The sequence below is a fragment of the Williamsia herbipolensis genome (assembly GCF_036153515.1).
GTDB lineage: Bacteria > Actinomycetota > Actinomycetes > Mycobacteriales > Mycobacteriaceae > Williamsia_A > Williamsia_A herbipolensis.
Genome location: NZ_CP108021.1, coordinates 3,343,253 through 3,364,115, shown reverse-complemented (window position 1 = coordinate 3,364,115; position 20,863 = coordinate 3,343,253). Strand labels below are relative to the sequence as shown.

Below are 20,863 nucleotides of genomic sequence, written 5' to 3'. Positions count from 1 at the left end.
TCACCCTATCGGCCCTCGCCGGGTGGATATGGTTGCTACGTGTCAGTTGAATCCGCCCAGGGTGCGCACCACGACGGCCCCGACGCCTCCCCCGACCCCGCGGGCGGCTCCACGTGGCCCGCGTCGGCGCGTTCGGCTCGGTTGCACTTCGTCTCCGGCAAGGGCGGCACCGGCAAGACCACGGTCGCCGCATCCCTCGCCCTCGCGTTGGCCGCCGGCGGCAAGAAGGTGTTGCTCGTCGAGTGCGAGGGCCGTCAGGGCATCGCGCAGCTGTTCGACATCCCGCCGCTGCCGCCGACCGAGACCCGCGTCGCGACCGCCGAGGGCGGCGGCACGGTCACCGCGCTCGCCATCGACATCGAACACGCCCTGCTCGAGTACCTCGACATGTTCTACAACCTCGGTTTCGCCGGGCGGGCGATGCGCCGCATCGGCGCCATCGACTTCGTGACCACCGTCGCGCCGGGTCTGCGTGACGTGTTGCTGACCGGCAAGATCAAGGAGTGCGTGGTGCGCACCGACAAGTCCGGGGCGCAGGTCTTCGACGCCGTCGTGGTCGACGCGCCGCCCACGGGCCGCATCGGCAACTTCCTCGACGTCACCACCGCGATGGCCGATCTCACCAAGACCGGTCCCATCCGCAACCAGAGCGACGGTGTCGCGAACCTGCTGCACTCCGAGCTGACCGCGGTCCATCTGGTGACCCTGCTCGAGGCGATGCCGATCCAGGAGACGATCGAGGCGGTCAAGGAGTTGCGCGGCAAGAACCTGCCCGTCGGCGCGCTCATCATCAACCGCGTCGCACCGCCGCATCTGGCAGACGATCAGATCGACCCGGTCGCCGAGGGGGTCGTCGACGCCGAGACGATCGCCGCCGAACTCTCCGCCGCGGGCCTCACCGTCTCCGAGGCCGATCTGCAGGGGCTGCTCACCGAATCGATCGAACACGCCAGCCGGGTGCAGGCCCAGCAGGTGGCCAAGGCCGAACTCGACGAGGTGGACATCGCGACGATCGAGATCCCCTCCTACGACGACGGTGTCGACCTCGGCGGGATCTACGAGATCTCCGCCCTGCTGGAACGGACGGGTGCCTGATGGTCGCCGAACTCGACATGGGAACGGTGCTCGGCTCCGCCGACACCAAGGTCGTCATCTGCTGCGGCGCGGGCGGGGTCGGCAAGACCACCACGGCCGCGGCGATGGCCGTGCATGCCGCCGAACAGGGCCGCCGGGTGGTCGTGTTGACCATCGATCCGGCGCGACGCCTCGCGCAGTCGCTGGGGATGTCGGAGCTGACCAACGAGCCGCAGCCGGTCGACATCGATGGACCGGGTTCGCTCGACGCGATGATGCTCGACATGCGTCGCACGTTCGACGAGATGGTGACGCAATACTCGACGCCCGACCGCGCCGAGGCCATCATGAACAACTCCTTCTACCAAACCGTCGCGACCTCGTTCTCCGGCACGCAGGAGTACATGGCGATGGAGAAGCTCGGTCAGCTGCTCGCGCTCGACAAGTGGGATCTCGTCGTCGTCGACACCCCGCCGTCGCGCAACGCGCTCGACTTCCTCGATGCGCCGGCCCGACTGGGCACGTTCATGAGCGGCCGCCTGATGAAGATCCTCATGGGCGGCGGACGCGGCGTGGGCCGTGTCGTCACCGGTGTCGTGGGGCTCGCGATGCGCGGTGTGTCGACCATCGTCGGCGGCGACACCCTGCGTGACGTGTCGGCGTTCGTGCAGTCACTGGACGCGATGTTCGGCGGCTTCCAGGAACGAGCCACCACCACCTACAACCTGCTCAAGCGACCGGGCACCCAGTTCGTGGTCGTCGCCTCCGCCGAACCCGATGCGCTACGCGAGGCGGCGTTCTTCGTCGACCGCCTGTCGGAGGAGAAGATGCCGCTCGCCGGTCTCATCCTCAACCGCACGCATCCGAACCTGACGTCGATATCGGCTGACGCCGCGCGCACCGCGCTCGATCACGTGGACGACGGGCTGACCCGGGCGGTGCTGGCGATCCACGCCGAACGCACCACCACCGGACGGCGGGAGCTGAACCTGCTGCGGCGTTTCACCACGTCGCACCCCGGGGTGCCGATCGTCGGCGTGCCGTCGTTGCCGTTCGAGGTCGCCGACCGGCAGGCGTTGCGCGCGGTCGCCGAGCAGATTCTCGGCGGACCGGGCCGCGCGGCGTCGTCGTGACGCCGTAGAAGAAAGAAAGAGTCAGACCGCGTCGGCGTGACGACGGCGCTGACTCTCGAAGAACTCGCCCCACGAGGTGACCTCGGGGTGCTGGCGCAGCAGTGCGCGCCGCTGACGCTCGGTCATGCCGCCCCACACGCCGAACTCGACGCGGTTGTCGAGGGCGTCGGCGCCGCATTCGAGCTGCACCGGGCAGTGGCGGCAGATGGTGGCGGCCTTGCGCTGCGCCGCCCCGCGGACAAAGAGCTCGTCGGGGTTGCCACCCCGACACCTGGCCTGCGATACCCACGCGAGTCGAGCTTCGGTCTCACCGGTGGTCACTGCCGCGTTCGCCATGGGGAACCCCTGTCCGCTTCTAGAAATCGTTCGCGAGGCAAGCCCCGCCACTTTAGGACTCGAATGTTACGTGAGTCACATTCGGTACATCAATCTAGGTATTAGCGAGACAGACAGTCAAGTCGGGGGGAACCGCGACAGTGGGACGCGCGTCCAAGCAGGGGGGTTGCGACGCCGACTCCCCGGAGCAGGCCGTCGCACCCCGTATCCTGTGGTCGTGTCCGAAACAACCCGTCGCCCCGAGCGGTCGAAGGCCCTCTGGGTGCTCCTGGGCTGCTGCCTGCTCGCCGGAGTGCTCGTCGCCGCCCTGCTCTTCCCGTTCGCCGGCGGCTTCGGCCTGCTGACCAACAAGGCCGCGACCACCGTCGAGAACTCGTCGTCGGAGCTGCTCGACGGAACGGTCCCCGAGGTGACCACGATGACCGATTCGACCGGTCGTCCGATTGCATATCTCTACGATCAGCGCCGCGTGCAGGTCGGCTACGACGACATCTCGCCGGACATGATCCGCGCGATCATCTCGATCGAGGACCGCCGCTTCCTCGAACACGACGGTGTCGACTGGAAGGGCACCATCCGCGCGTTCCTCAAGAACTCGTCGTCGGGTGAGGTGCAGCAGGGCGCGTCGACGCTCGATCAGCAGTACATCAAGAACTACCAACTGCTGGTTCTCGCGCGCACCGAGGCCGACCGCCAGGCCGCCATCGCCACCACCCCGGCGCGCAAGCTCCGCGAGGTCCGCATGGCGTTGACCCTCGAGCAGACGCTGACCGATCAGGCCATGCGCGACAAGAACATCGACAAGGCCGCGGCCAAGCAGGAGGCGAAGAAGGAGATCGTCACCCGCTACCTGAACATCGTCCCGTTCGGCAACGGCGCGTACGGGATCGAGGCGGCGGCGCAGACGTACTTCGGCAAGTCGGCCAAGCAACTCGACGTCACCGAGTCGGCGATGCTCGCGGGCATGGTGCAGTCGAGTTCGGCGCTCAACCCGTACACCAACGAGTCGGGTGTCACCGATCGACGCAACACCGTGCTCGACACGATGAAGGAGAACTTCCCCGACCGCGCAGCGGAGTTCGAGGCCGACAAGGCCAAGCCGCTCGGCGTGCTGCCGCAGCCGCGGTCGCTGCCGCAGGGCTGCATCTCCTCCGGCGACAACGGGTTCTTCTGCGACTACGCGCTGCAGTTCCTCGCCGAGAACGGCATCACCCGCGACGCCGCCCTGCGCGGCGGATACACGATCACCACCACCCTCGACCCGCAGGTGCAGGCCGCGACGAAGGCGTCGGTGCAGGCGGTCGCCGCCCCCGATCTCACCGGTATCGCCAACGTGATGAACGTGATCCGACCGGGCACCACCTCCCACGATCTGCTGGCCATGACCTCGAGTCGCAACTATGGGCTCGACCAACGACGCGACCAGACCGTGCAGCCGCAACCGTTCTCGATGGTCGGCGACGGCGCGGGATCGATCTTCAAGATCTTCACCGTCGCCGCGGCGATGGAGAAGGGACTCGGCTCGTCGGCGACCCTCGACGTCCCGACGACCTATCAGGCCAAGGGGATGGGTTCCTCCGGTGGCGTCAACGGTTGCCCCGTCAACACCTACTGCGTGAAGAACGACGGCCGATACCCCCGGTCGATGTCCATCACCAACGCCCTCGCGCAGTCGCCGAACACCGCGTTCGTGAAGCTGCTCAACGAGGTCGGTGTGCCCTCGGCGGTCGACATGGCCGTGAAGCTCGGGATGCGTTCCTACGCGCAGGCCGGCACCTCCGGTCAGGGCGATCTGAGCCTCGCCGACTACACCAAGCAGGGCAACTTCGGTTCGTTCACGCTGGGCCCCAATGCCGTCAACCCGTTGGAGCTGTCCAACGTGGCCGCGACGCTGGCGTCGCACGGAATGTGGTGCCCGCCGAACCCGATCAAGTCGATCACGCAGAAGAAGCGGGATCGCAACGGCAACACCGTGATCGGCGCGAACGGCCAGCCGGAGATGACTGCGGTCGCGTTCACCCCGCCCGCGTGTGAGCAGGTCGTCGATCGCGGCCTCGCCGACACTCTCGCCAACGCGTTGTCCGCCGACGACAAGGGCGGTGGCACCTCGGCCGGCGCCGCCCGCTCGGCCGGATGGAATTTGCCGGTGTCGGCCAAGACCGGTACCACCGAGGCGCACCGCAGCTCGGCGTTCCTCGGGTTCACCAACAACTTCGCCGGCGCCAGCTACATCTACGGCGACACCACCAGCCCCGAGGACATCTGCTCCTCGCCGCTGCGCCAGTGCTACGGCGGCGACCTCTACGGCGGTTTCGAGCCGGCGCGCACCTGGTACAACGCGATCCTGCCGGTGGCGGGGAAGTTCGGGCCGACCGAACTGCCGCCCACCGACCCGCAGTTCGTGAACGGCAGCGAGCGTGGGCGGGTCCCCAGCGTCGTCGGTCTCACCGCGAGCGCGGCGACGGAGCGTCTGCAGGAGAACGGCTTCAAGGTCGATCAGCAGACCACCACCAGCCCGGAATCGGCCGGCACGGTGACCGGTACCGCGCCCACGGGCACGGCCATCCCCGGCAGCACGGTGACGATCTACGTCAGCGACGGCCAGGGACGCGCCTCGACGCCGGCGCCCGATCGCGGACCGCGGCTCCCCCCGACCACGATCGAGATCCCGGGTATCGGGCCGATCGTGATCCCGGGCGGCTGACCGGTCCCTCGGTCGGTCAGCCGAGCGCGGCGCGGACCGCGGTCGACAGGCGCTTGCCGTCGGCCCCGCCTGCGGCAGCGGCCTGCACCTTCTTCATGACCTGACCCATCTGCCGCATGGTGGGCGCCTCACCGGTCTCGGCGGTCACCGCGGCGACGGCGTCGGCGACGAGGGCGTCGATGCCGGCGTCGTCGAGTTGGGTGGGCAGGTAGCGCGAGATGATCTCCGCCTCGGAGCGTTCCTTCGCGGCCAGCTCGCCGCGGCCGTTCTCGTCGTAGATCGACGCCGACTCCGCGCGCTTCTTGTTCTCCCGCAGCAGCACACCGATGACCTGCTCGTCGGTCAGCGAGTGGGCCTCGGTGCCCGAGACCTCTTCGGCGCCGATCGCGGAGATGATCATGCGCAGCGTCGCGGTGGTGTCGGTGTCGCGGGCCTTCATCGATGCGGTGAGGTCGGTGCGGAGCTTCTGCTTGAGCGGGGAATCGGTCATGGCGCCCACGGTAATCGCCATCGCGTGCGACCCCGGTCCTTTCTTGTGGCCAGCGGCTCGACACGATCGGTATCCTGGCCGGATGGTAGAGGTCGACTTCTCGCGGATCGGTGCCGGTACGTCACGGCTCACGTCACTCCAGCAGGGCGCCGCACTGGCGGCCGGTGCGGCCACGGCGGGACTGGCGTACGCGACGCTCATCGAGCGCAACGCCTTCGCGCTGCGGCATCGCACCCTCAACGTGCTCGAGCCCGGCTCGGGCACCTTGCGCGTGCTGCACATCAGCGACCTGCACATGCTGCCCGGTCAGCGCCTCAAGCAGGCGTGGGTCTCGGAGCTGGAGTCGCTCGAACCCGATCTCGTGATCAACACCGGCGACAACCTCGCCCACCCGCAGGCGGTGCCGTCGGTGATCCAGTCCCTCGGCGGGCTGTTGTCGCGTCCGGGTCTGTTCGTCTTCGGCTCCAACGACTACTTCGGGCCCACCCCGAAGAACCCGCTGAAGTACTTCAACAAGAACCACACGAAGTCGTTCGGCGACCCGCTGCCGTGGCAGGACCTGCGCGCAGCGTTCACCGAGCGTGGATGGCTGGATGCGACCCATACCGTTCGCGAGCTCGAGGTGGCCGGAGTCCGCGTGGCCGCCGCCGGTGTCGACGATCCGCATCTGCACCGCGACCGCTACGAGACCATCGCCGGCCGCCCCAATCCGCTGGCGCATCTGCGGCTCGGGCTGACCCACTCTCCCGAGCCTCGCGTGCTCGACCAGTTCGCCGACGACGGTTACGACCTGGTGATGGCCGGGCACACCCACGGCGGGCAGCTCTGTGTGCCGTTCTTCGGCGCGCTGGTCACCAACTGCGAACTCGACCGGTCGCGTGTGAAGGGCCCGTCGAGCTGGGGTGCGTCGATGAAGCTGCACGTCAGCGCCGGACTCGGCACCTCGCCGTATGCGCCCTATCGATTCTGCTGCCGGCCCGAGGCCACGCTGCTCACCCTCACCCCGGTCTCGCACGGCGACGCCGAGTACGACGAGGAGCAGTCATTGCCTCCCCTGACCGCAGGGATGCGTCAGGGCTGAGCGCTCACCGCGCGCCCGCTCGGGCCGACTCCGGCTCGACATCCCACTCCTCGTCGAGGATCTCCTCGACCCTGTCGTTGTCGCCGCGGCCGCGCACAGTCGCGATGGCGTAGAACGCCAGCCCGATCAGCAGCCACGCGCTGAGCACCACGATCGGGTGGGCGGTCGCGTGGCCGTCGAAGAACACGGTGTTGCGCAGCAGGGTCCCGGTGGCGCCCGGCGGCAGGTACTGACCGATGGCACCCCAGGGGGCGGGCAGCAGTTCTGGTGAACTGGTGAGTCCCGACAGCGGGTTGCCGAGGACGATGAGCGCTATGCCTGCGATACCGAGGCCTGCGGCACCGAACAGTGTTCGGAGTCCGATCACACCGAAGGCGGTCGCCGCGATCCCCAGCATCGCGGCGGCCGCGGTGGGCCAGAACCGGCCGTCGAAGGTGCCGAGGACGAATCGCAGGATGGCGGTGAGTGCCAACCCGCCGACGCCGGCGAACACGACGGTGGTGATCACCAGCGCGCGGGGACGGCGCACCGTCATCATGATGACCAGTGCGCCGATCCATCCGCCCAGCGCCAACGGCAGTGCGCCGGCGGCCAATCCGACGCCCTTCGGGTCGCCGCCACCGAATCCGCGGACGTCGAGGACGGTGCTTGTCGACCCACTGCGCTGGGCGACCTGATTCCCCAACGTCTCGACCAGCGTGGCGACCGATGGGCTGCCCGCGGTGGTGACCAGGGTGCGAATCCCGTTGTCGCCCACTATCAGAGCCCCGTCGAGGTCACGGCGCTCGATCGCCGTCCGCGCGTCGGCCTCGGAGGCGGGGCGCGAGAAGTCGAACGCTCCGGGTTGCGCGGTGTCGACGGGACGCTCGATCGCTGCGGTCGCGGTCGGTGATCCGACCACCCCGACGCGGATGTCGCTGGGCGTCGAGTGGACGCCGGGTAGAGCGAACGCGAGCAGCAGAATCGACAGCGCTGCGGTGAGCGCCGCGGCGATCACGACGGTCCGGGTGACGTGGGCGCGGGTGGTTGACGCTTCGGCGGCCATGAGATCCCCTTAAGATACGAGTCGTTTCCTACCGGCCGAATGCTAGCCTCAACTGTCGAGATACGCAACGTTTCTTATCGGAGGTGGGATGGCGGCCACACGGCGACGCGGCACCGAGCTCGACGACGCCATCTACCGCGCCGTCTTCGGCGAGCTGACCGAGCACGGGTACTCCGGGCTCACCTTCGAGGGGGTGGCCCGGCGCGCCCAGACCAGCAAGCCGGTGCTCTACCGGCGATGGCCCCATCGGCTCGACATGGTGGTCGCCGCACTGACCAGCGCCAGTGACGACGTCATCCAGGCGGCGGACACCGGGTCGCTGGCCGGCGATGTCGAGGCGACGTTGCATCTCGTCCTCGACCGCCTCGAATCGATGGGCCGGTCCATCGCCCTGGGCGTGCTCTCCGACGCGGCGGCCGCACCGGGCACCGGGACATTGCGCATCCTGCAGACGAAGGGCGTTGCGCTGAGCGACGCGATCCTGCACCGGGCCCGAGAGCGCGGCGAGATCGGTCCGGCTTCACTCCCAGAGCGCGTCCGCTCGCTGCCGTTCGACATGGCGCGCTACGAGTTCCTGGTCAACGGCGACCTCACCGCCGACGCCATCCACGACATCGTGGCCACGGTGTTCTGCCCCCTGGTCGTACTGCTCGCAGGCGGCGCTGACCAGCCGATTTAATCTGCCTTCCCCGAGGCGGTAGGCTGTACGAGGTTGTCCGCAAGGACGCCACGGGGTGTGGCGCAGCTTGGTAGCGTGCTTCGTTCGGGACGAAGAGGTCGTGGGTTCGAATCCCGCCACCCCGACGTGTTGGTTGAGACACAGAAGAGGCCCTGACCAGGGGAAACCCGGTCGGGGCTTCCTCGTTTCTACGACCTGTCGACATTGGCTATTTCCCTCCAGTCCGCACACAGTCCGCAGGAGAATTTCTCAGTGCGAGCAAAGCGGAGTCCCGCGCCCTGTCGAGCGCCGCGGCGACCGCCTCGAGGTCATCTGGAAACAGGTCTGCATAAGTGTCGAGAGTGAGGGCAGCGGATTTGTGTCCGAGCATGGTCTGAACCGCCTTCACGTTCGCCCCGGCTGAGATCGCGAGCGACGCTGCAGTGTGCCGGAGATCGTGCGGTGTCACGATCGGAAACTCAGCCGTCAGCTCGTCCAGACCCTGCAGCATCTGAGCGCTTCGCAACTCGTTTGCCTGGGCGATGGCGCGATCGACCGCCGGCTTGAAGACCCGGGGCCGCCACGTCGAGACCCGGAGGACCACCGACCCACCTCGGGTGAAGACCTGGTCGTCACGCCCCTTGTGCCGAACCAAAGCCACGAGCTCGTCAGCAAGGAAGGCGGGGTATGGGACTGACCGACGCTCGTGGTTCTTGGCCGTAGACCACACGAGTTCGCCTCTCACCTCGGCAACCCCACGTCGGGAGCATCGAGCGGTAAGCAATCCGTCGTGCACCGAGCACGTCACGCAATCGACAGGGTGGATTCTGTTCGTTGACAGGCGGCCAATTGTGTTCAGGCTGCGAACGCTCGTCACCAGCGGCGACTGGTCTCCCGGCACTACCTGATCTCGAGTTGGTTCATTTGTGCGACAAACCATGGACTGAACGCCCATGGCGTCGCCCGTAACGCGACCTTGACATCGCTGATCAGCGCCCAGGTGCACTCGACAACTTCGAGGGGGTTCATGCGGACCGAACCAACGAGGCGAGCACCGAACACCGGACACAGCTCGTTTTCCACAACACCGCTGGCGTCCACGGCCCGGTAGCGAAAATCGGGCAGGAGGGGCGTCAATTCGGCCACATCGACGCCCAGCTCGTGCCGGCTATAACGGTGAATCGCTGCGGTCGTGGACTCGCCCGGTCGGGGGTGTCCACAAAAGGAATTGGTCCACACTCCAGGCCACGTGCGCTTCGTCAAGGCGCGACGTGTCATCAGCATTCGACCGTCGTGATCGGTGAGGTGACATGAGAAACCGCGGTGCAAAGGTGTCTCGGCCCCGTGAACGGTACGTCTCGGCGCCGCTCCACAGGGAGACCCGTCGGCGTCGACCAGCTCAACCAGATCAGCGCTCATGACCAGCCTCGCATTCGTGTATTTGCCTCTACTCGTGGGCTTCGCTGATGACGCCTTCCGGCGACCCGGCCACCCATCGACAACTCAAAAATAATGTACAAGAAGTTCAGTATCCGGCCGTATCGGCAGCGCCTCAGACAGCTGGGGAGGCCTACCTGTGACGGCGATAGGACATCAATCGCCTACAGGTCGGAGTCCGGGGCTTTGCGCTGGGGAGCTCCCTTCGACATTCACCGCGGGAATCCAGCGCAGCCACCCGGGCAGTGCCCATGCCGCGGAACCGAGTACGGCCATGGCTGCCGGGATGAGGACCATCCTGACGACGAGCGCGTCGATCGCCACGCCCACGGTGAGCGCGAAGGCGAGCACCTTGATGATGGGTTCGTTGGATGGGATGAAGCCCGCGAACACCCCGAACATGATCACAGCTGCGGCGACCACGACCGGTGCGACGGTGCGGAACCCGCTGCGGATGGACTCCTTTGCATCGAGCCCACGGGTGTGTGCTTCATGCATGCTCGAGACCAGAAAGACCTGATAATCCATCGCCAACCCGAACAGGATGCCGACAACGAGAACGGGCATCAAGCTTTTCAGTGGGCCGACGGCCGACACACCGAAGAAGTCGGACAACCAGCCCCATTGGAAGACGGCAACAGTCGCACCGAAGGACACTCCGATGGTCAGCAGGAAGCCGATGACTCCGATGACCGGAACCAGAATCGATCGAAACACCAGGATGAGAAGGATGAGCGCGAGGCCGACCACCAGGATCAGATAAATGGGGAACGTGGAGCTGAGTTTGGCGCCGACATCGACACTCACCGCCGTTTCGCCAGTTACTGACACGGAGACATTCGTATCTGAGTGATCGGCGTTGCGGATCGTGCTCACCAGGTCTGCTGTCGCTTGGCTCGACGGAGCCGATTTCGGGATGACTCTGATGATGGCGGCGCGCCCGTCACCGTTGGCCGTCGGCGCACCGACGGTTCGGACGTCGTCGAGGGTTTTCACTGTTGTGGCGACATCGGAGGCGGCGTCCGATGCGCGATCACCCTCGACCAGGACCAGAAGGGGACTGTTGAAACCTGGACCGTAGTGACTGCTGATGGCCGCTTCTGCTCGCCCCTGTGTCGACGCCGGGTCTGCGATGTTCACCAGTGACGTACGAAGTGACAACACCGGGACCGCGAGGATAATCAGGACCAGCACCACGGACACCAGCGTCGGCCAGGGGTGTCGTGTCACCAGCGAAACCCACCGTTCGTAGAACCGGCCCGAAGCCCTGCTCGGAACGCCTGACGCGGGATCCGCGCTGTCGGTCGCGTGGTCGACTCGATCACGCTCGGCCACAGCCCTTTTCGACAGCGCTCGCTCCCCCACGAACCCCAGGACTGCGGGAACGAGGGTCAGGGCAATGAGAACGGCCAGGATGATCGTCCCCGCGGCCGCCAGTCCCATCTGGGTCAGGAATGGGATCCCGACCAGCGACAACCCTGCGAGGGCGATGACGACTGTGGTGCCGGCGACCACCACCGCCGATCCTCCGGTGCCGACCGCGTTGGCTACTGCATCGGCAACGGTTGTGCGCGAGCGCAGTTCGATTCGAAATCGATTGATGATCAGTAGCGCGTAATCGATCCCGACCGCCAGACCCAGCATCACGGCCAGGATCGGCGTGGTCGTCTGCAACTGCGTGAACCCCGAAACAGTGAGAATCGATGCGGCGCCGATGCCCACACCGACGAGGGCAGTGAGCAGATTCATTCCTGCTGCTGTCAGCGACCCGTAGGTCAAGGCCAGAATCAGCAGCGCGACGACGAGTCCGATGACTTCGGTGGGACCCAGAACTTCAACGGGGGTTTTGACGGCACTTCCCGTCACCTCAACGGTGAGATCCGCAGAGCCAGAACTCTTCACCGCACTCAACAAGGCTGCGCGTTGATCGTCGGTGACGTCCCCGCTGGCGGCCTTGTACATCAGCGAGGAGTAGGCGGCGACACGATCGGGTGACACTGTTGGCGAGGTGCTCGCGAACGGATCGCTGGCCGAGAGCACCCCGGGGAGCGCCCGCAGGTCGTTGACGATCGCATCGATTCGCGTGATCGTGTTGGCCGCCGTCACAGTGCCGGCGTTGGTAGCTTCGAAAACAACCTTGGCGGAAGCGTTGGTTCCACCGCGTCCGAACTCTGAGTCGATTCTGTGCAGCGCCGCGCTAGATTCTTGCCCCTTGATCTCGAACGACGATGTCATCTTCCCCGAGAGCAGGATTCCGCACGCAACGCTCGCCACGAGTACGACCAACCACACCCCTACGACGGCATATCGATGTCGGTGCGCATACGCGCCGATACGACGGATGAACGACGCCATGTCGAGTTCCTCTCGCGAATTCTCGTCGGATGTTCCAATGAAGCAGCGGCCACTACAAACTCGTCGGCCAGGCGAGATGCCTACGCCGGTGTGCCGTGGTCGAGAATCCGCATACAGGCGTCGATGAGCTGGGATTTCAAATCGTCAGCCGCATCGGCAATCGGGAGTAGTAGCGATCCGACGCTGACTGCACCCAGTGCCGCCGAGATATCGACCTGGCGCGCCACATCGGCCTTCAACCGTCGCGCATACGGCTTGTTCTCCTGAACACCGTTGAACGACGCCGACAGCACCACCCCGTCAAGGCGCTCGGCGATCTCATCGTCACCCGCTGTCAACGGAGCCAACATCAACGACACCACTCCAGGCAGCTCCAGTGACAAGTCAAGAAGCGCCGTGATCACCATGCGATCGCGCACTGCTCCGACGGGAACTGTCTCCACTGACGTGTAGACGGCGTGAATCTTTGCTCGGGACAGCTCGAAGACAGCGTCTTGCAACTCACGCTTACTGGAGTAGTGATGCAGCAGACCCGCTTTCGAGTAGCCCGTCGCATCAGCGACCTGTTGGATCGTGGACCGCTCCGGGCCGAAGCGTGCGATGAGACTTGCCGCACTGTTGAGAATTTCTCGCTCGACATCGGTGCTTGAATTTCTCGCCACACACGCTAAGTTAGTACCAAACCGACCAACTCGGTCGGTAACGGTGCTGTGTTGCTGGTCACCGCAAGGCTGAGCGACAGACACGGTGCGTGTCAGTAGGAGCTAGCCGCTGACACGGATGCCTGAACGCCTCCGAGGGACGGATGATCATGAGCAATGACACTCTCGCCGATTTCGACCGGACAGAGTTCACGTCGCATGGCCGGACCGCGCCGATCTATCGGATCGGAACCGGACCTGCCGTCATCGTGATGTCCGAGATGCCCGGCATCACACCGAATGTCGCCGACTTTGCCCGCAAGGTCGCGGCAATCGGGTGCACCGCAGTGATGCCGCACCTTTTCGGGGTGGATGGCAAAGATCCGATGGGTGGCCGCATCTCTGCGTTGGGGGCGGCGTCCACCACTCTTCGTGCCATCGTCCCCGCCTGTATCAGTCGAGAGTTCACGGTACTGGCCACTGGTAAGTCATCGCCGGTCGTGACGTGGCTGCGTGCCCTCGCGGCTCAGGAGCACGAACGCTGCGGTGGCGTCGGCGTCGGTGCCATCGGCATGTGCTTCACCGGTGGATTCGCGCTTGCCATGGCTGCCGACGACCGACTCGTCGCACCAGTTCTGTCGCAACCGTCACTGCCGTTCGCGGTGAACAAACGCAGGGCAAACTCCATCGATATCAACGCTGACGACCTCGCGAAGGTCAAAAGTCGTTGCGCCAAAGGCGAGTTGAGCGTTCTGGGCCTGCGTTTTCAGGGCGACAAGATGAGCCCGCCCCAACGGTTTGGCTGGCTCAAGGAACAACTCGGTGACGCCTTCACGGCCGTCGAACTACCGGACTCTGCAGCCAATCCAGATGCGATGGGTCCCCCGCACTCAGTGGTCACCGACGGCCTGATCGACGAGCCGGGCCAGCCGACCCGCGCTGCACTCGACCAAGTGTTGGACCTGTTCCGTCGCCGATTGCTGCAGCCAGTGGTGGAGTAGGACGGCGCATCCCGGCACTTTCATAATGACCTCAACGCAGCCGGCGCTTTTCGGAGTCACAACGCGTCGATCACAGCTATGAGGTCGCCACCTTCCACCTGGGTCACACCATTGACGGCCACCCGGGTCACGGTGCCCGCACGGGGCGCGGTGATCGCCGCCTCCATCTTCATCGCCTCGATCGTGGCGATCTGTTGACCTACTTCCACCGAGACCCCCTCTGCGGCCGTCACAGTGACAACCCCGGAGAACGGTGCTGCCACATGCGACGGATCGCTTCGATCGGCCTTTTCGGTGGACGGTGTGTCGGCGGCGATCGAGCGGTCGCGCACCGAGACCGGTCGCAACTGACCGTTCAGGATGCACATGACCGTGCGCATACCAGCGTCGTCGGGTTCGGAGATGGCCTCGAGTCCGATGAGAAGTTCGACCCCGGCGTCGAGCTCGACTCGGTGTTCCTCGCCCTGGCGCAGTCCGTAGAAGAACTGGTTGGCCGATAGTCCGGTCGTGTCGCCGTACTGTTCACGGTGTTTGAGGAACTCTGATGTCGGGCCGGGGAACAGCAGCCGGTTGAGCGTGCCGCGCCGTTCACCGGGCTCGGTGAGCGCCTTCTCGTCCTCAGCGCTGAGTTCTGCAGTAGGGCGCGCAGTCGCTCGTCCCTGCAGCGCCCGTTCACGAAACGGCTCGGGCCAGCCAGCCGCGGGTGTACCCAGATCGCCGCGCAGGAATCCGATGACCGAATCGGGGATGTCGAAGCGGCCCGGATCCGCCGCAAACTCGTCGATACCGACACCGGCGCCCACCAGGTGCAAGGCAAGGTCTCCGACGACTTTGGAGCTGGGAGTGACCTTGATCAGTCGACCGAGCAGGGCGTCGGCATCGGCGTACGCCTCTTCGATCTTTTCGAATCGGTCACCGAGTCCCAGTGCGATGGCCTGCTGCCGCAGATTGGACAGCTGACCGCCCGGGATCTCGTGGGTGTAGACGCGGCCGGTCGGTGCCGGGAGCCCGGACTCGAACGGCGCATACACCTTTCGAAGCGCTTCCCAGTACGGTTCGAGGTCGCATACGTTGGCGAGGTCGAGTCCTGTGTCACGCTCTGTGTGGGCGGCGGCGGCAACAATGGCCGACAGCGCCGGTTGGCTGGTCGTTCCAGCCATCGGGGCGGAGGCGCCGTCAACGGCGTCGGCGCCGGCCTGCCACGCCGCCAGATAGGTCGCGAGCTGGCCACCGGGGGTGTCATGCGTATGTACGTGCACCGGTAAGTCGAAGTTCCATCGCAACGCCTCGACGAGTTCCGTTGCCGCCGCCGGTCGCAGGAGGCCCGCCATGTCCTTGATCGCAATGATGTGAGCGCCGGCATCGACGGCTTGCTCGGCAAGGCGAAGGTAGTAGTCGAGCGTGTAAAGAGTCTCTCGCGGATTGGCGAGATCACCGGTGTAGGAGAGTGCGACCTCGGCGATCGCGGTCCCGGTGTCGCGGACGGCGTCGATCGCGGGACGCATCGCGTCGATGTTGTTGAGCGCGTCGAAGATTCGAAAGATGTCGATGCCGGTGTCAGCGGCCTCGGCGACAAAAGCGCGTGCTACCGAATCGGGGTAGGGGGTGTAACCGACAGTGTTGCGTCCGCGGAGCAGCATCTGCAGGCAGATATTCGGCACGGTTTCACGCAGAGCGGCGAGGCGCTCCCATGGGTCTTCGTGTAGGAAGCGCAGTGCCACATCGTATGTGGCCCCGCCCCATGCCTCTATTGACAACAGTTCGGGAGTCAGTCGGGCCACATGCCCTGCGACGCCCAGCAATCCGGATGTGCGGACCCGGGTGGCGAGCAATGACTGGTGGGCGTCCCGGAAGGTGGTGTCGGTGACCGCGACGGCATCCTGGTTACGCAGGGCGGTAGCGAACCCCTCCGGGCCCAGGGTCAAAAGGCGCTGGCGGCTGCCATCCGGCGGCGCGGTGGTCAGATCGATGTCGGGCAGCTTGTCGCGGGGGTACACCGCCGAGGGCCGTTCCCCGTGCGGCTTGTTGACTGTGACGTCGGCGAGGTAGCTCAGGATCTTCGTCCCGCGATCACCGGAAGTGTGCGAGGTGAGCAGTTGAGGACGCTGCTCGATGAACGAGGTGCTTATCGTTCCTGCGCGGAAGTCAGGGTCGGCCAGAACCGCCTGTAGGAAGGGGATGTTGGTGGCGACACCACGAATGCGGAACTCGGCAACCGCGCGTTGTGCTCGGGCCACAGCGGCCTCGAAGCTCTGCCCGCGGCAGGTGAGTTTGACCAGCAGGGAGTCGAAGTAGGCGGTCACCTCCGCTCCAAGGGTGGTACCGCCATCGAGTCGAACTCCGGCGCCACCCGGGGTCCGGTAGGCGGTAATTCGTCCGGTGTCGGGGCGAAAACCGTTAGCAGGGTCTTCAGTGGTGATTCGGCACTGCACCGCAGCACCTTTGATCCGGATGGCGTCTTGGTCGAGGCCCATCTCGGGTAGCCGCTCCCCGGCGGCCACTCGCAACTGAGCGTGGACCAGGTCGACGTCGGTGATCTCCTCGGTCACCGTGTGCTCGACCTGGATGCGCGGGTTCATCTCGATGAACACGTGATTCCCGTCGCGGTCCACGAGGAACTCCACCGTCCCGGCGCAGGTATAGCCGATCTGGCGAGCGAAGGCGACCGCGTCGTCACACAGCCGCTTCCGGAGGTCGTCAGAGATGTTCGGTGCGGGCGCGAGTTCGACGACCTTCTGGTGCCGCCGCTGCACCGAACAGTCCCGCTCGAACAGATGGATGACGTTGCCGTGGGTGTCGGCGAGGATCTGAACCTCGATGTGACGCGGCTCGATGACAGCCTGTTCCAGGAACACTGTGGCGTCGCCAAACGCCGACTCGGCTTCACGTGAGGCGGTTTCGATCGCCTCCCTGACCCCGGAAATCTCATCGACCCGACGCATACCGCGTCCGCCGCCGCCCGCAACGGCTTTGACAAATAATGGAAACGTCATGTCCTGCGCATGGGTGAGGAGTTCTTCTACGTCGATTGACGGCGGTGACGACGACAGCACGGGCAGACCCGCGTCTCGGGCAGCGGCGATCGCACGGGCCTTGTTGCCCGTCAGTTCAAGTATTTCCGCAGAAGGTCCGACAAAAGTGATCCCTGCTTCTACGCACGCTCGCGCCAGTTCCGGGTTTTCCGAGAGAAATCCGTAACCAGGGTAGATGGCATCGGCGCCACAATTGACTGCCGCCTCGATGATCGTGGGCACCGAAAGGTAGTTGCGAACGGGGTGCCCCGGTTCACCGATCTCGTACGAGGAATCTGCTTTTGTACGGTGCGGGGAATTTCGGTCCTCGTATGGGTAGACCGCGACAGTGCTTATCCCGAGCTCGTAAGCAGCACGGAACCCGCGGATGGCGATTTCGCCACGATTTGCGACGAGCATCTTGGAAAACACTGCGTTGTCTCCTCAGACTCGTTGTGCGCCAGGCAGCTGTAGGTCGGCGAGCGCACCTGCGATGACGAATCCGCCGGCGACTGCACAGCCGCCCGTGCGTGTGCTGCGGGGTAAGTCGGCCGTCAGCGCGAAAGCGCAGGTGTCCCAGACGTCGACGATCACGCCCGCCCGCAGCAGTGGACGAACCAGGCCTGGAGCCCATCTGATAGCCGTGAGAAGGCCACCACCGATGTAGATCTCACGGATTCCGAAGGTGCGCGCGGACACGCGGGTGGTGGGCAATGTCGAATCGCGACCAGCTATGAGTTCATTGGCCCGGGCCGGGGCGATCATGTGTGTCACCCCGATGGCGGCACGGGCTGCGCCGACGATTGCGGGGAGGTGCCGCGCAGCTCGTCGGAGTTTCGACGGGCGGCCGAATGTGGGCATAAGCGAGCGACGGGACATCAACAGGTTCCTGACGTGGGAAGGCGAACTAGGACGCTTGTGCGGTGAGGGGGAGATTCGGCACGACCGCGGATGCAACCCGCTCAATGTCGGCGCTCGTCAGCTCGCGGTCGCCGCCGAAGATGAATCGGTCAGGCCGAACCAGTAGCCCGTGCACCCGGCTGCGGCGCATCTGCCGCTCGAGGATCCGCTCGGTGTCGACGTACCGGCCCGCGGGGACCTTGTGGTCCGCAATCGACGATGCGTAGTCGAGTTTGATCTCGGCGACCCCGGCGGCAGCCAACCGCTCGGGAATGGGGGATTCAGGGAACCCAACCCAGGTCCACCCGTTGCCGAGCACGGTGTCCAACCGCACCGGAGTGTGATTGGCAACGGAAACCCAGGGCTGCTTGATGAAGTCGCCGCGAAGACTGCGACGTACCGGCGTGCGGGTGAAGAACCCGCCCGTGGTGCCGAGCCGGTACAGGGGCTTCAGACCGATCCCGGTCAGCCAATCGCCGAGAAGCGGGATCTTTGCGGCAGTCATGAACGCGGCATCACGCATGTTCGATGCAAGGGTGCTGCCCAGCATCACGATTCCACCGATACCAAGTGAGAACTTGGTCAGCTGCTCCACGTTGGGTCGGCGTTCGGGTTCGTAGGACTCGAGTAGGTCGGACCCACCTGCGGAGCTGAGGGCGGCATCGAGCTTCCAGCACAGGTTGGCGACATCACGGACGCCCGAAGACACGCCCTGCCCGGCGAAAGGCGGCATGATGTGGGCGGCGTCGCCTGCCAAGAACACTCGGCCGTCGCGCCACCGTTCGGCCTGGCGGATGTGGAACGTGTAGCCCCAACTGCGGAAGATCTCGACCTTGTCGTAATCGATGCCGCGTTCGGCGAGCAAACCGCGCAGCCCGGCCTCGGTCTGTAGCTGCTCGACGGTCTCGCCTTTGTTGACCCGGAATTCGACCCGGTGGTAACCCATCGGGCACGGGCAGTCGACGCCCGGACGTTTCGGGTCGGATATAAACGTGAAGTCCAGGGGCGCTTCGGGAGGCAAGTCGTACCAGGCTCGCAACTGGATGTCGAACCACTGCTCCTCGATATGCCGGCCCGGCAAACCGATTCCAACCAGTTTGCGGATAGAACTGGATCCGCCGTCGCAGGCGATGACGTAGCGGCCGGTGACGGTCTGGTCGGGTCCGCCCTCGACCGGGCGCAACGTCACCGTCGCCGAGTTTGCGTCTTGGGTCAGGGCAACCGCCTCGACACCTCCCATGACCTGCACGGTCGGGAAGCGCCGGATCCCCTCGCGCAGAATGCGTTCGAGCTCGGGCTGATGGTAGAACGCGGTGCCTGGAACACCCTGGTCGCGGCTTTCGTTGCCCTGCATGGACACAAACGTTCGCTTGCCGTGTTTGAAATGGACGCGAATGTCGGAGGACATCGTCTTGAGCATCCCTTCCAACAGACCGAGCCCCTGCCATACCCGGTGCGCGTCCTCATCAGAGGCGATCGCCCGCTGGCGCGGATAGATCGTGTCATCGCGTTCGACAATCAATGTGGAGATGCCGCGCTGACCGAGAAGGTTGGCGGCTGTCGCTCCGGTCGGTCCGAGCCCGACGATGATCACGTCGACATTGTTTCCACTGGGGGCTGCCAGCGGCATGCCGGTGTGATCGATGGGCTGATGTGTGTTCATGTGAACCTCGCTTTAAACGAATCGAAACCCTGCAAGCAGTTGTTCGACAGCGGAACCGGATCACTGACCTCGATGGTCTTCACCCGGGTGATCAATACCTGCAGGAGTGTTTGCATTTCGAGCTTGGACAATTGCATGCCCACGCACGTGTGCATGCCGTGGCCCCATCCGAGGTTGCTACCCCTCCGGTGCAGCGAGAACGTCTCCGGTTCATCGAAGTGGCGTTCATCCATGTTTGCGGCGGCGTACAACAAGACCACCCGATCTCCGGCTTTCATCCGGACACCGTCGATGTCAGTGTCGTGGGCGACACGGCGTGTGAACCCACGAATCGGTGAGGACAAGCGCACCGCTTCGACGACAGCGGTCGGGATGAGGTCCGGTTCGACCTTCAGTTGCTCGAAAACCTGCGGGTTCTGTCCGAGGCTCCACAGCAGTTGTCCAGTCGCGAGAATGGTGGTGTCAAGACTGGGGGCGACGAAGTCGATGATCATGTTGCGTGCCACTGTCTTGCTGATCTCGCCGCGGTCAGCGGCGTCGAGCACCGTTGACGCCCATCCGTCTGGAGTGATCTGAGACCGGCGTAACCGCACGGTGTAGAAGAACAGACCCAGAGCCGTGGGCAACGCGTCGAGTGCACGACGGTTTATGGGACCGAGGACATCGAACGTGCCGGCCCCCCACGTCAGCAATTGGTGCGGCTCAACACGAACCCCGACGAGATCGGCAACCGCCGCCAGAGGCAGGCGCGAGGCGAAGTCTGCGATGCCGTCGAACGAATCCCGCTCCAGCACTCGTTCAACGGTGGCGACCGCCTCGTCATGCAAGATCGGCAGCGACGGCCGGATGGCGCGAGACACAAGCGACTGCATCAGAATTCGTCGCCGAACCGAATGCGTATCGTCGTCACTCGACAACACCGTGTTACGGCCGAGCAGATTGGTCAGCGGGCTCACCGCCACCCCTGCGCCGCTGCGGAATGTGACGTCGTCGCGCAGAGCGTTCCGCACGTCGTCAAAACGACCCATCGCCCAAGTCTTGTGCTTAGAAAGCCAGACCACGGTTCCAGCGTCGCGGATTTGGCGATAGATAGGCTGTGGATTTACCAGCGCATCCGACCCATACAAGTCGGTGTCCACAATCGGTGCGTTGCGGCGACGAGTTGCGGATCGCCGAGTGCCGATGTTCGTCGTAGTCACGTCGTTACCTGCGTTCCCGGATGGACTGACGGTGGCGTGGTCCCGGGATCACCCGAACGAGCGCCGTCCTCGTCATCCGAACCGGCATGCGGAGTATCCGCAGGAATTGTCATCATCGACCTCCAGCTTTCTGAT

At 65.2% G+C, this 20,863-nt stretch carries 16 protein-coding genes, 1 tRNA gene and 1 pseudogene; 7 read left to right on the top strand and 11 right to left on the bottom strand.

The annotated features are described in order from the left end of the window. Nucleotides 1-39 precede the first annotated feature (39 nt). Both OG579_RS15390 and OG579_RS15385 read left to right on the top strand, forming a co-directional pair. Nucleotides 40-1,095, top strand: a complete 1,056-nt coding sequence (locus OG579_RS15390) for an ArsA family ATPase (protein ID WP_408068685.1) — start codon at nucleotides 40-42, stop codon at nucleotides 1,093-1,095. Continuing rightward, nucleotides 1,095-2,207: an ArsA family ATPase gene (locus OG579_RS15385; protein WP_045821469.1), complete on the top strand. Its 1,113-nt coding sequence runs from the start codon at nucleotides 1,095-1,097 to the stop codon at nucleotides 2,205-2,207. Before OG579_RS15390 ends, OG579_RS15385 begins: the two co-directional genes overlap by 1 nt. 21 nt (nucleotides 2,208-2,228) lie before the next feature. On the opposite strand, the gene OG579_RS15380 is transcribed toward OG579_RS15385, so the two are convergent. Continuing rightward, nucleotides 2,229-2,543, bottom strand: a complete 315-nt coding sequence (locus OG579_RS15380; protein ID WP_045821468.1) for a WhiB family transcriptional regulator — start codon at nucleotides 2,541-2,543, stop codon at nucleotides 2,229-2,231. Between the two features lie 217 nt (nucleotides 2,544-2,760). On the opposite strand from OG579_RS15380, the gene OG579_RS15375 reads away from it, so the two are divergent. Beyond that, entirely contained in the window at nucleotides 2,761-5,247 is a 2,487-nt protein-coding gene (locus OG579_RS15375) for a penicillin-binding protein (protein ID WP_408068684.1), read from the top strand. A 16-nt stretch (nucleotides 5,248-5,263) separates the two neighbouring features. On the opposite strand, the gene OG579_RS15370 is transcribed toward OG579_RS15375, so the two are convergent. Beyond that, nucleotides 5,264-5,737, bottom strand: coding sequence for a GatB/YqeY domain-containing protein (locus OG579_RS15370; RefSeq protein ID WP_328856661.1), 474 nt, complete (start codon nucleotides 5,735-5,737; stop codon nucleotides 5,264-5,266). A gap of 82 nt (nucleotides 5,738-5,819) precedes the next feature. Here OG579_RS15370 and OG579_RS15365 point away from each other — a divergent pair, with 82 nt between their 5' ends. Further along, entirely contained in the window at nucleotides 5,820-6,818 is a 999-nt protein-coding gene (locus tag OG579_RS15365; RefSeq protein ID WP_045821466.1) for a metallophosphoesterase, read from the top strand. A 4-nt stretch (nucleotides 6,819-6,822) separates the two neighbouring features. Here the strand turns inward: OG579_RS15365 and OG579_RS15360 are convergent, their stop codons facing one another. After that, the gene (locus OG579_RS15360; protein ID WP_328856660.1) at nucleotides 6,823-7,863 is read right to left on the bottom strand and encodes an ABC transporter permease; all 1,041 of its coding nucleotides are present in this window, start codon (nucleotides 7,861-7,863) and stop codon (nucleotides 6,823-6,825) included. Nucleotides 7,864-7,951: 88 nt separating this feature from the next. Here OG579_RS15360 and OG579_RS15355 point away from each other — a divergent pair, with 88 nt between their 5' ends. Both OG579_RS15355 and OG579_RS15350 read left to right on the top strand, forming a co-directional pair. Then, entirely contained in the window at nucleotides 7,952-8,542 is a 591-nt protein-coding gene (locus tag OG579_RS15355; RefSeq protein WP_328856659.1) for a TetR/AcrR family transcriptional regulator, read from the top strand. A gap of 51 nt (nucleotides 8,543-8,593) precedes the next feature. Continuing rightward, nucleotides 8,594-8,667 (top strand) — tRNA-Pro (locus OG579_RS15350). 83 nt (nucleotides 8,668-8,750) lie between these two features. Here OG579_RS15350 and OG579_RS15345 read toward each other — a convergent pair. The 4 genes and pseudogenes from OG579_RS15345 to OG579_RS15330 form a co-directional block, all read right to left on the bottom strand. Next, nucleotides 8,751-9,230 (bottom strand): annotated as a pseudogene (locus OG579_RS15345) (tyrosine-type recombinase/integrase); the annotation flags it as partial. 191 nt (nucleotides 9,231-9,421) lie between these two features. After that, on the bottom strand, nucleotides 9,422-9,940 hold the full coding sequence (gene idi / locus OG579_RS15340) for an isopentenyl-diphosphate Delta-isomerase (RefSeq protein WP_328856657.1): 519 nt from the start codon (nucleotides 9,938-9,940) through the stop codon (nucleotides 9,422-9,424). Nucleotides 9,941-10,114: 174 nt separating this feature from the next. Continuing rightward, nucleotides 10,115-12,313, bottom strand: a complete 2,199-nt coding sequence (locus OG579_RS15335) for an MMPL family transporter (RefSeq protein WP_328856656.1) — start codon at nucleotides 12,311-12,313, stop codon at nucleotides 10,115-10,117. An 80-nt stretch (nucleotides 12,314-12,393) separates the two neighbouring features. Beyond that, complete coding sequence (locus OG579_RS15330; RefSeq protein ID WP_328856655.1) at nucleotides 12,394-12,975, bottom strand: TetR/AcrR family transcriptional regulator; 582 nt, start codon at nucleotides 12,973-12,975, stop codon at nucleotides 12,394-12,396. 149 nt (nucleotides 12,976-13,124) lie between these two features. On the opposite strand from OG579_RS15330, the gene OG579_RS15325 reads away from it, so the two are divergent. Next, nucleotides 13,125-13,955, top strand: a complete 831-nt coding sequence (locus OG579_RS15325; protein ID WP_328856654.1) for a dienelactone hydrolase family protein — start codon at nucleotides 13,125-13,127, stop codon at nucleotides 13,953-13,955. Nucleotides 13,956-14,011: 56 nt separating this feature from the next. Here the strand turns inward: OG579_RS15325 and OG579_RS15320 are convergent, their stop codons facing one another. The 4 genes from OG579_RS15320 to OG579_RS15305 all read right to left on the bottom strand — a co-directional run bounded on the left by OG579_RS15320 (nucleotide 14,012) and on the right by OG579_RS15305 (nucleotide 20,668). Further along, complete coding sequence (locus tag OG579_RS15320; RefSeq protein ID WP_328856653.1) at nucleotides 14,012-17,398, bottom strand: pyruvate carboxylase; 3,387 nt, start codon at nucleotides 17,396-17,398, stop codon at nucleotides 14,012-14,014. A 12-nt stretch (nucleotides 17,399-17,410) separates the two neighbouring features. Next, complete coding sequence (locus OG579_RS15315) at nucleotides 17,411-17,731, bottom strand: hypothetical protein (protein ID WP_328856652.1); 321 nt, start codon at nucleotides 17,729-17,731, stop codon at nucleotides 17,411-17,413. A 142-nt stretch (nucleotides 17,732-17,873) separates the two neighbouring features. Continuing rightward, nucleotides 17,874-19,529, bottom strand: a complete 1,656-nt coding sequence (locus OG579_RS15310; protein ID WP_328856651.1) for an FAD-dependent monooxygenase — start codon at nucleotides 19,527-19,529, stop codon at nucleotides 17,874-17,876. Beyond that, nucleotides 19,526-20,668, bottom strand: coding sequence for a cytochrome P450 (locus OG579_RS15305; RefSeq protein WP_328856650.1), 1,143 nt, complete (start codon nucleotides 20,666-20,668; stop codon nucleotides 19,526-19,528). The genes OG579_RS15310 and OG579_RS15305 overlap by 4 nt, the downstream gene beginning before the upstream one ends. Nucleotides 20,669-20,863 lie beyond the last annotated feature (195 nt).

Bases quoted from the DNA above. Each gene is read 5' to 3' on its own strand.
- OG579_RS15365 (WP_045821466.1), top strand. From the start codon at position 5,820: ATGGTAGAGGTCGACTTCTCGCGGATCGGTGCCGGTACGTCACGGCTC.
- OG579_RS15355 (WP_328856659.1), top strand. From the start codon at position 7,952: ATGGCGGCCACACGGCGACGCGGCACCGAGCTCGACGACGCCATCTAC.
- OG579_RS15310 (WP_328856651.1), bottom strand. From the start codon at position 19,529: ATGAACACACATCAGCCCATCGATCACACCGGCATGCCGCTGGCAGCC.
- OG579_RS15335 (WP_328856656.1), bottom strand. From the start codon at position 12,313: ATGGCGTCGTTCATCCGTCGTATCGGCGCGTATGCGCACCGACATCGA.
- OG579_RS15315 (WP_328856652.1), bottom strand. From the start codon at position 17,731: ATGATCGCCCCGGCCCGGGCCAATGAACTCATAGCTGGTCGCGATTCG.
- OG579_RS15370 (WP_328856661.1), bottom strand. From the start codon at position 5,737: ATGACCGATTCCCCGCTCAAGCAGAAGCTCCGCACCGACCTCACCGCA.
- OG579_RS15325 (WP_328856654.1), top strand. From the start codon at position 13,125: ATGAGCAATGACACTCTCGCCGATTTCGACCGGACAGAGTTCACGTCG.
- OG579_RS15385 (WP_045821469.1), top strand. From the start codon at position 1,095: ATGGTCGCCGAACTCGACATGGGAACGGTGCTCGGCTCCGCCGACACC.
- OG579_RS15380 (WP_045821468.1), bottom strand. From the start codon at position 2,543: ATGGCGAACGCGGCAGTGACCACCGGTGAGACCGAAGCTCGACTCGCG.
- idi (WP_328856657.1), bottom strand. From the start codon at position 9,940: ATGAGCGCTGATCTGGTTGAGCTGGTCGACGCCGACGGGTCTCCCTGT.
- OG579_RS15360 (WP_328856660.1), bottom strand. From the start codon at position 7,863: ATGGCCGCCGAAGCGTCAACCACCCGCGCCCACGTCACCCGGACCGTC.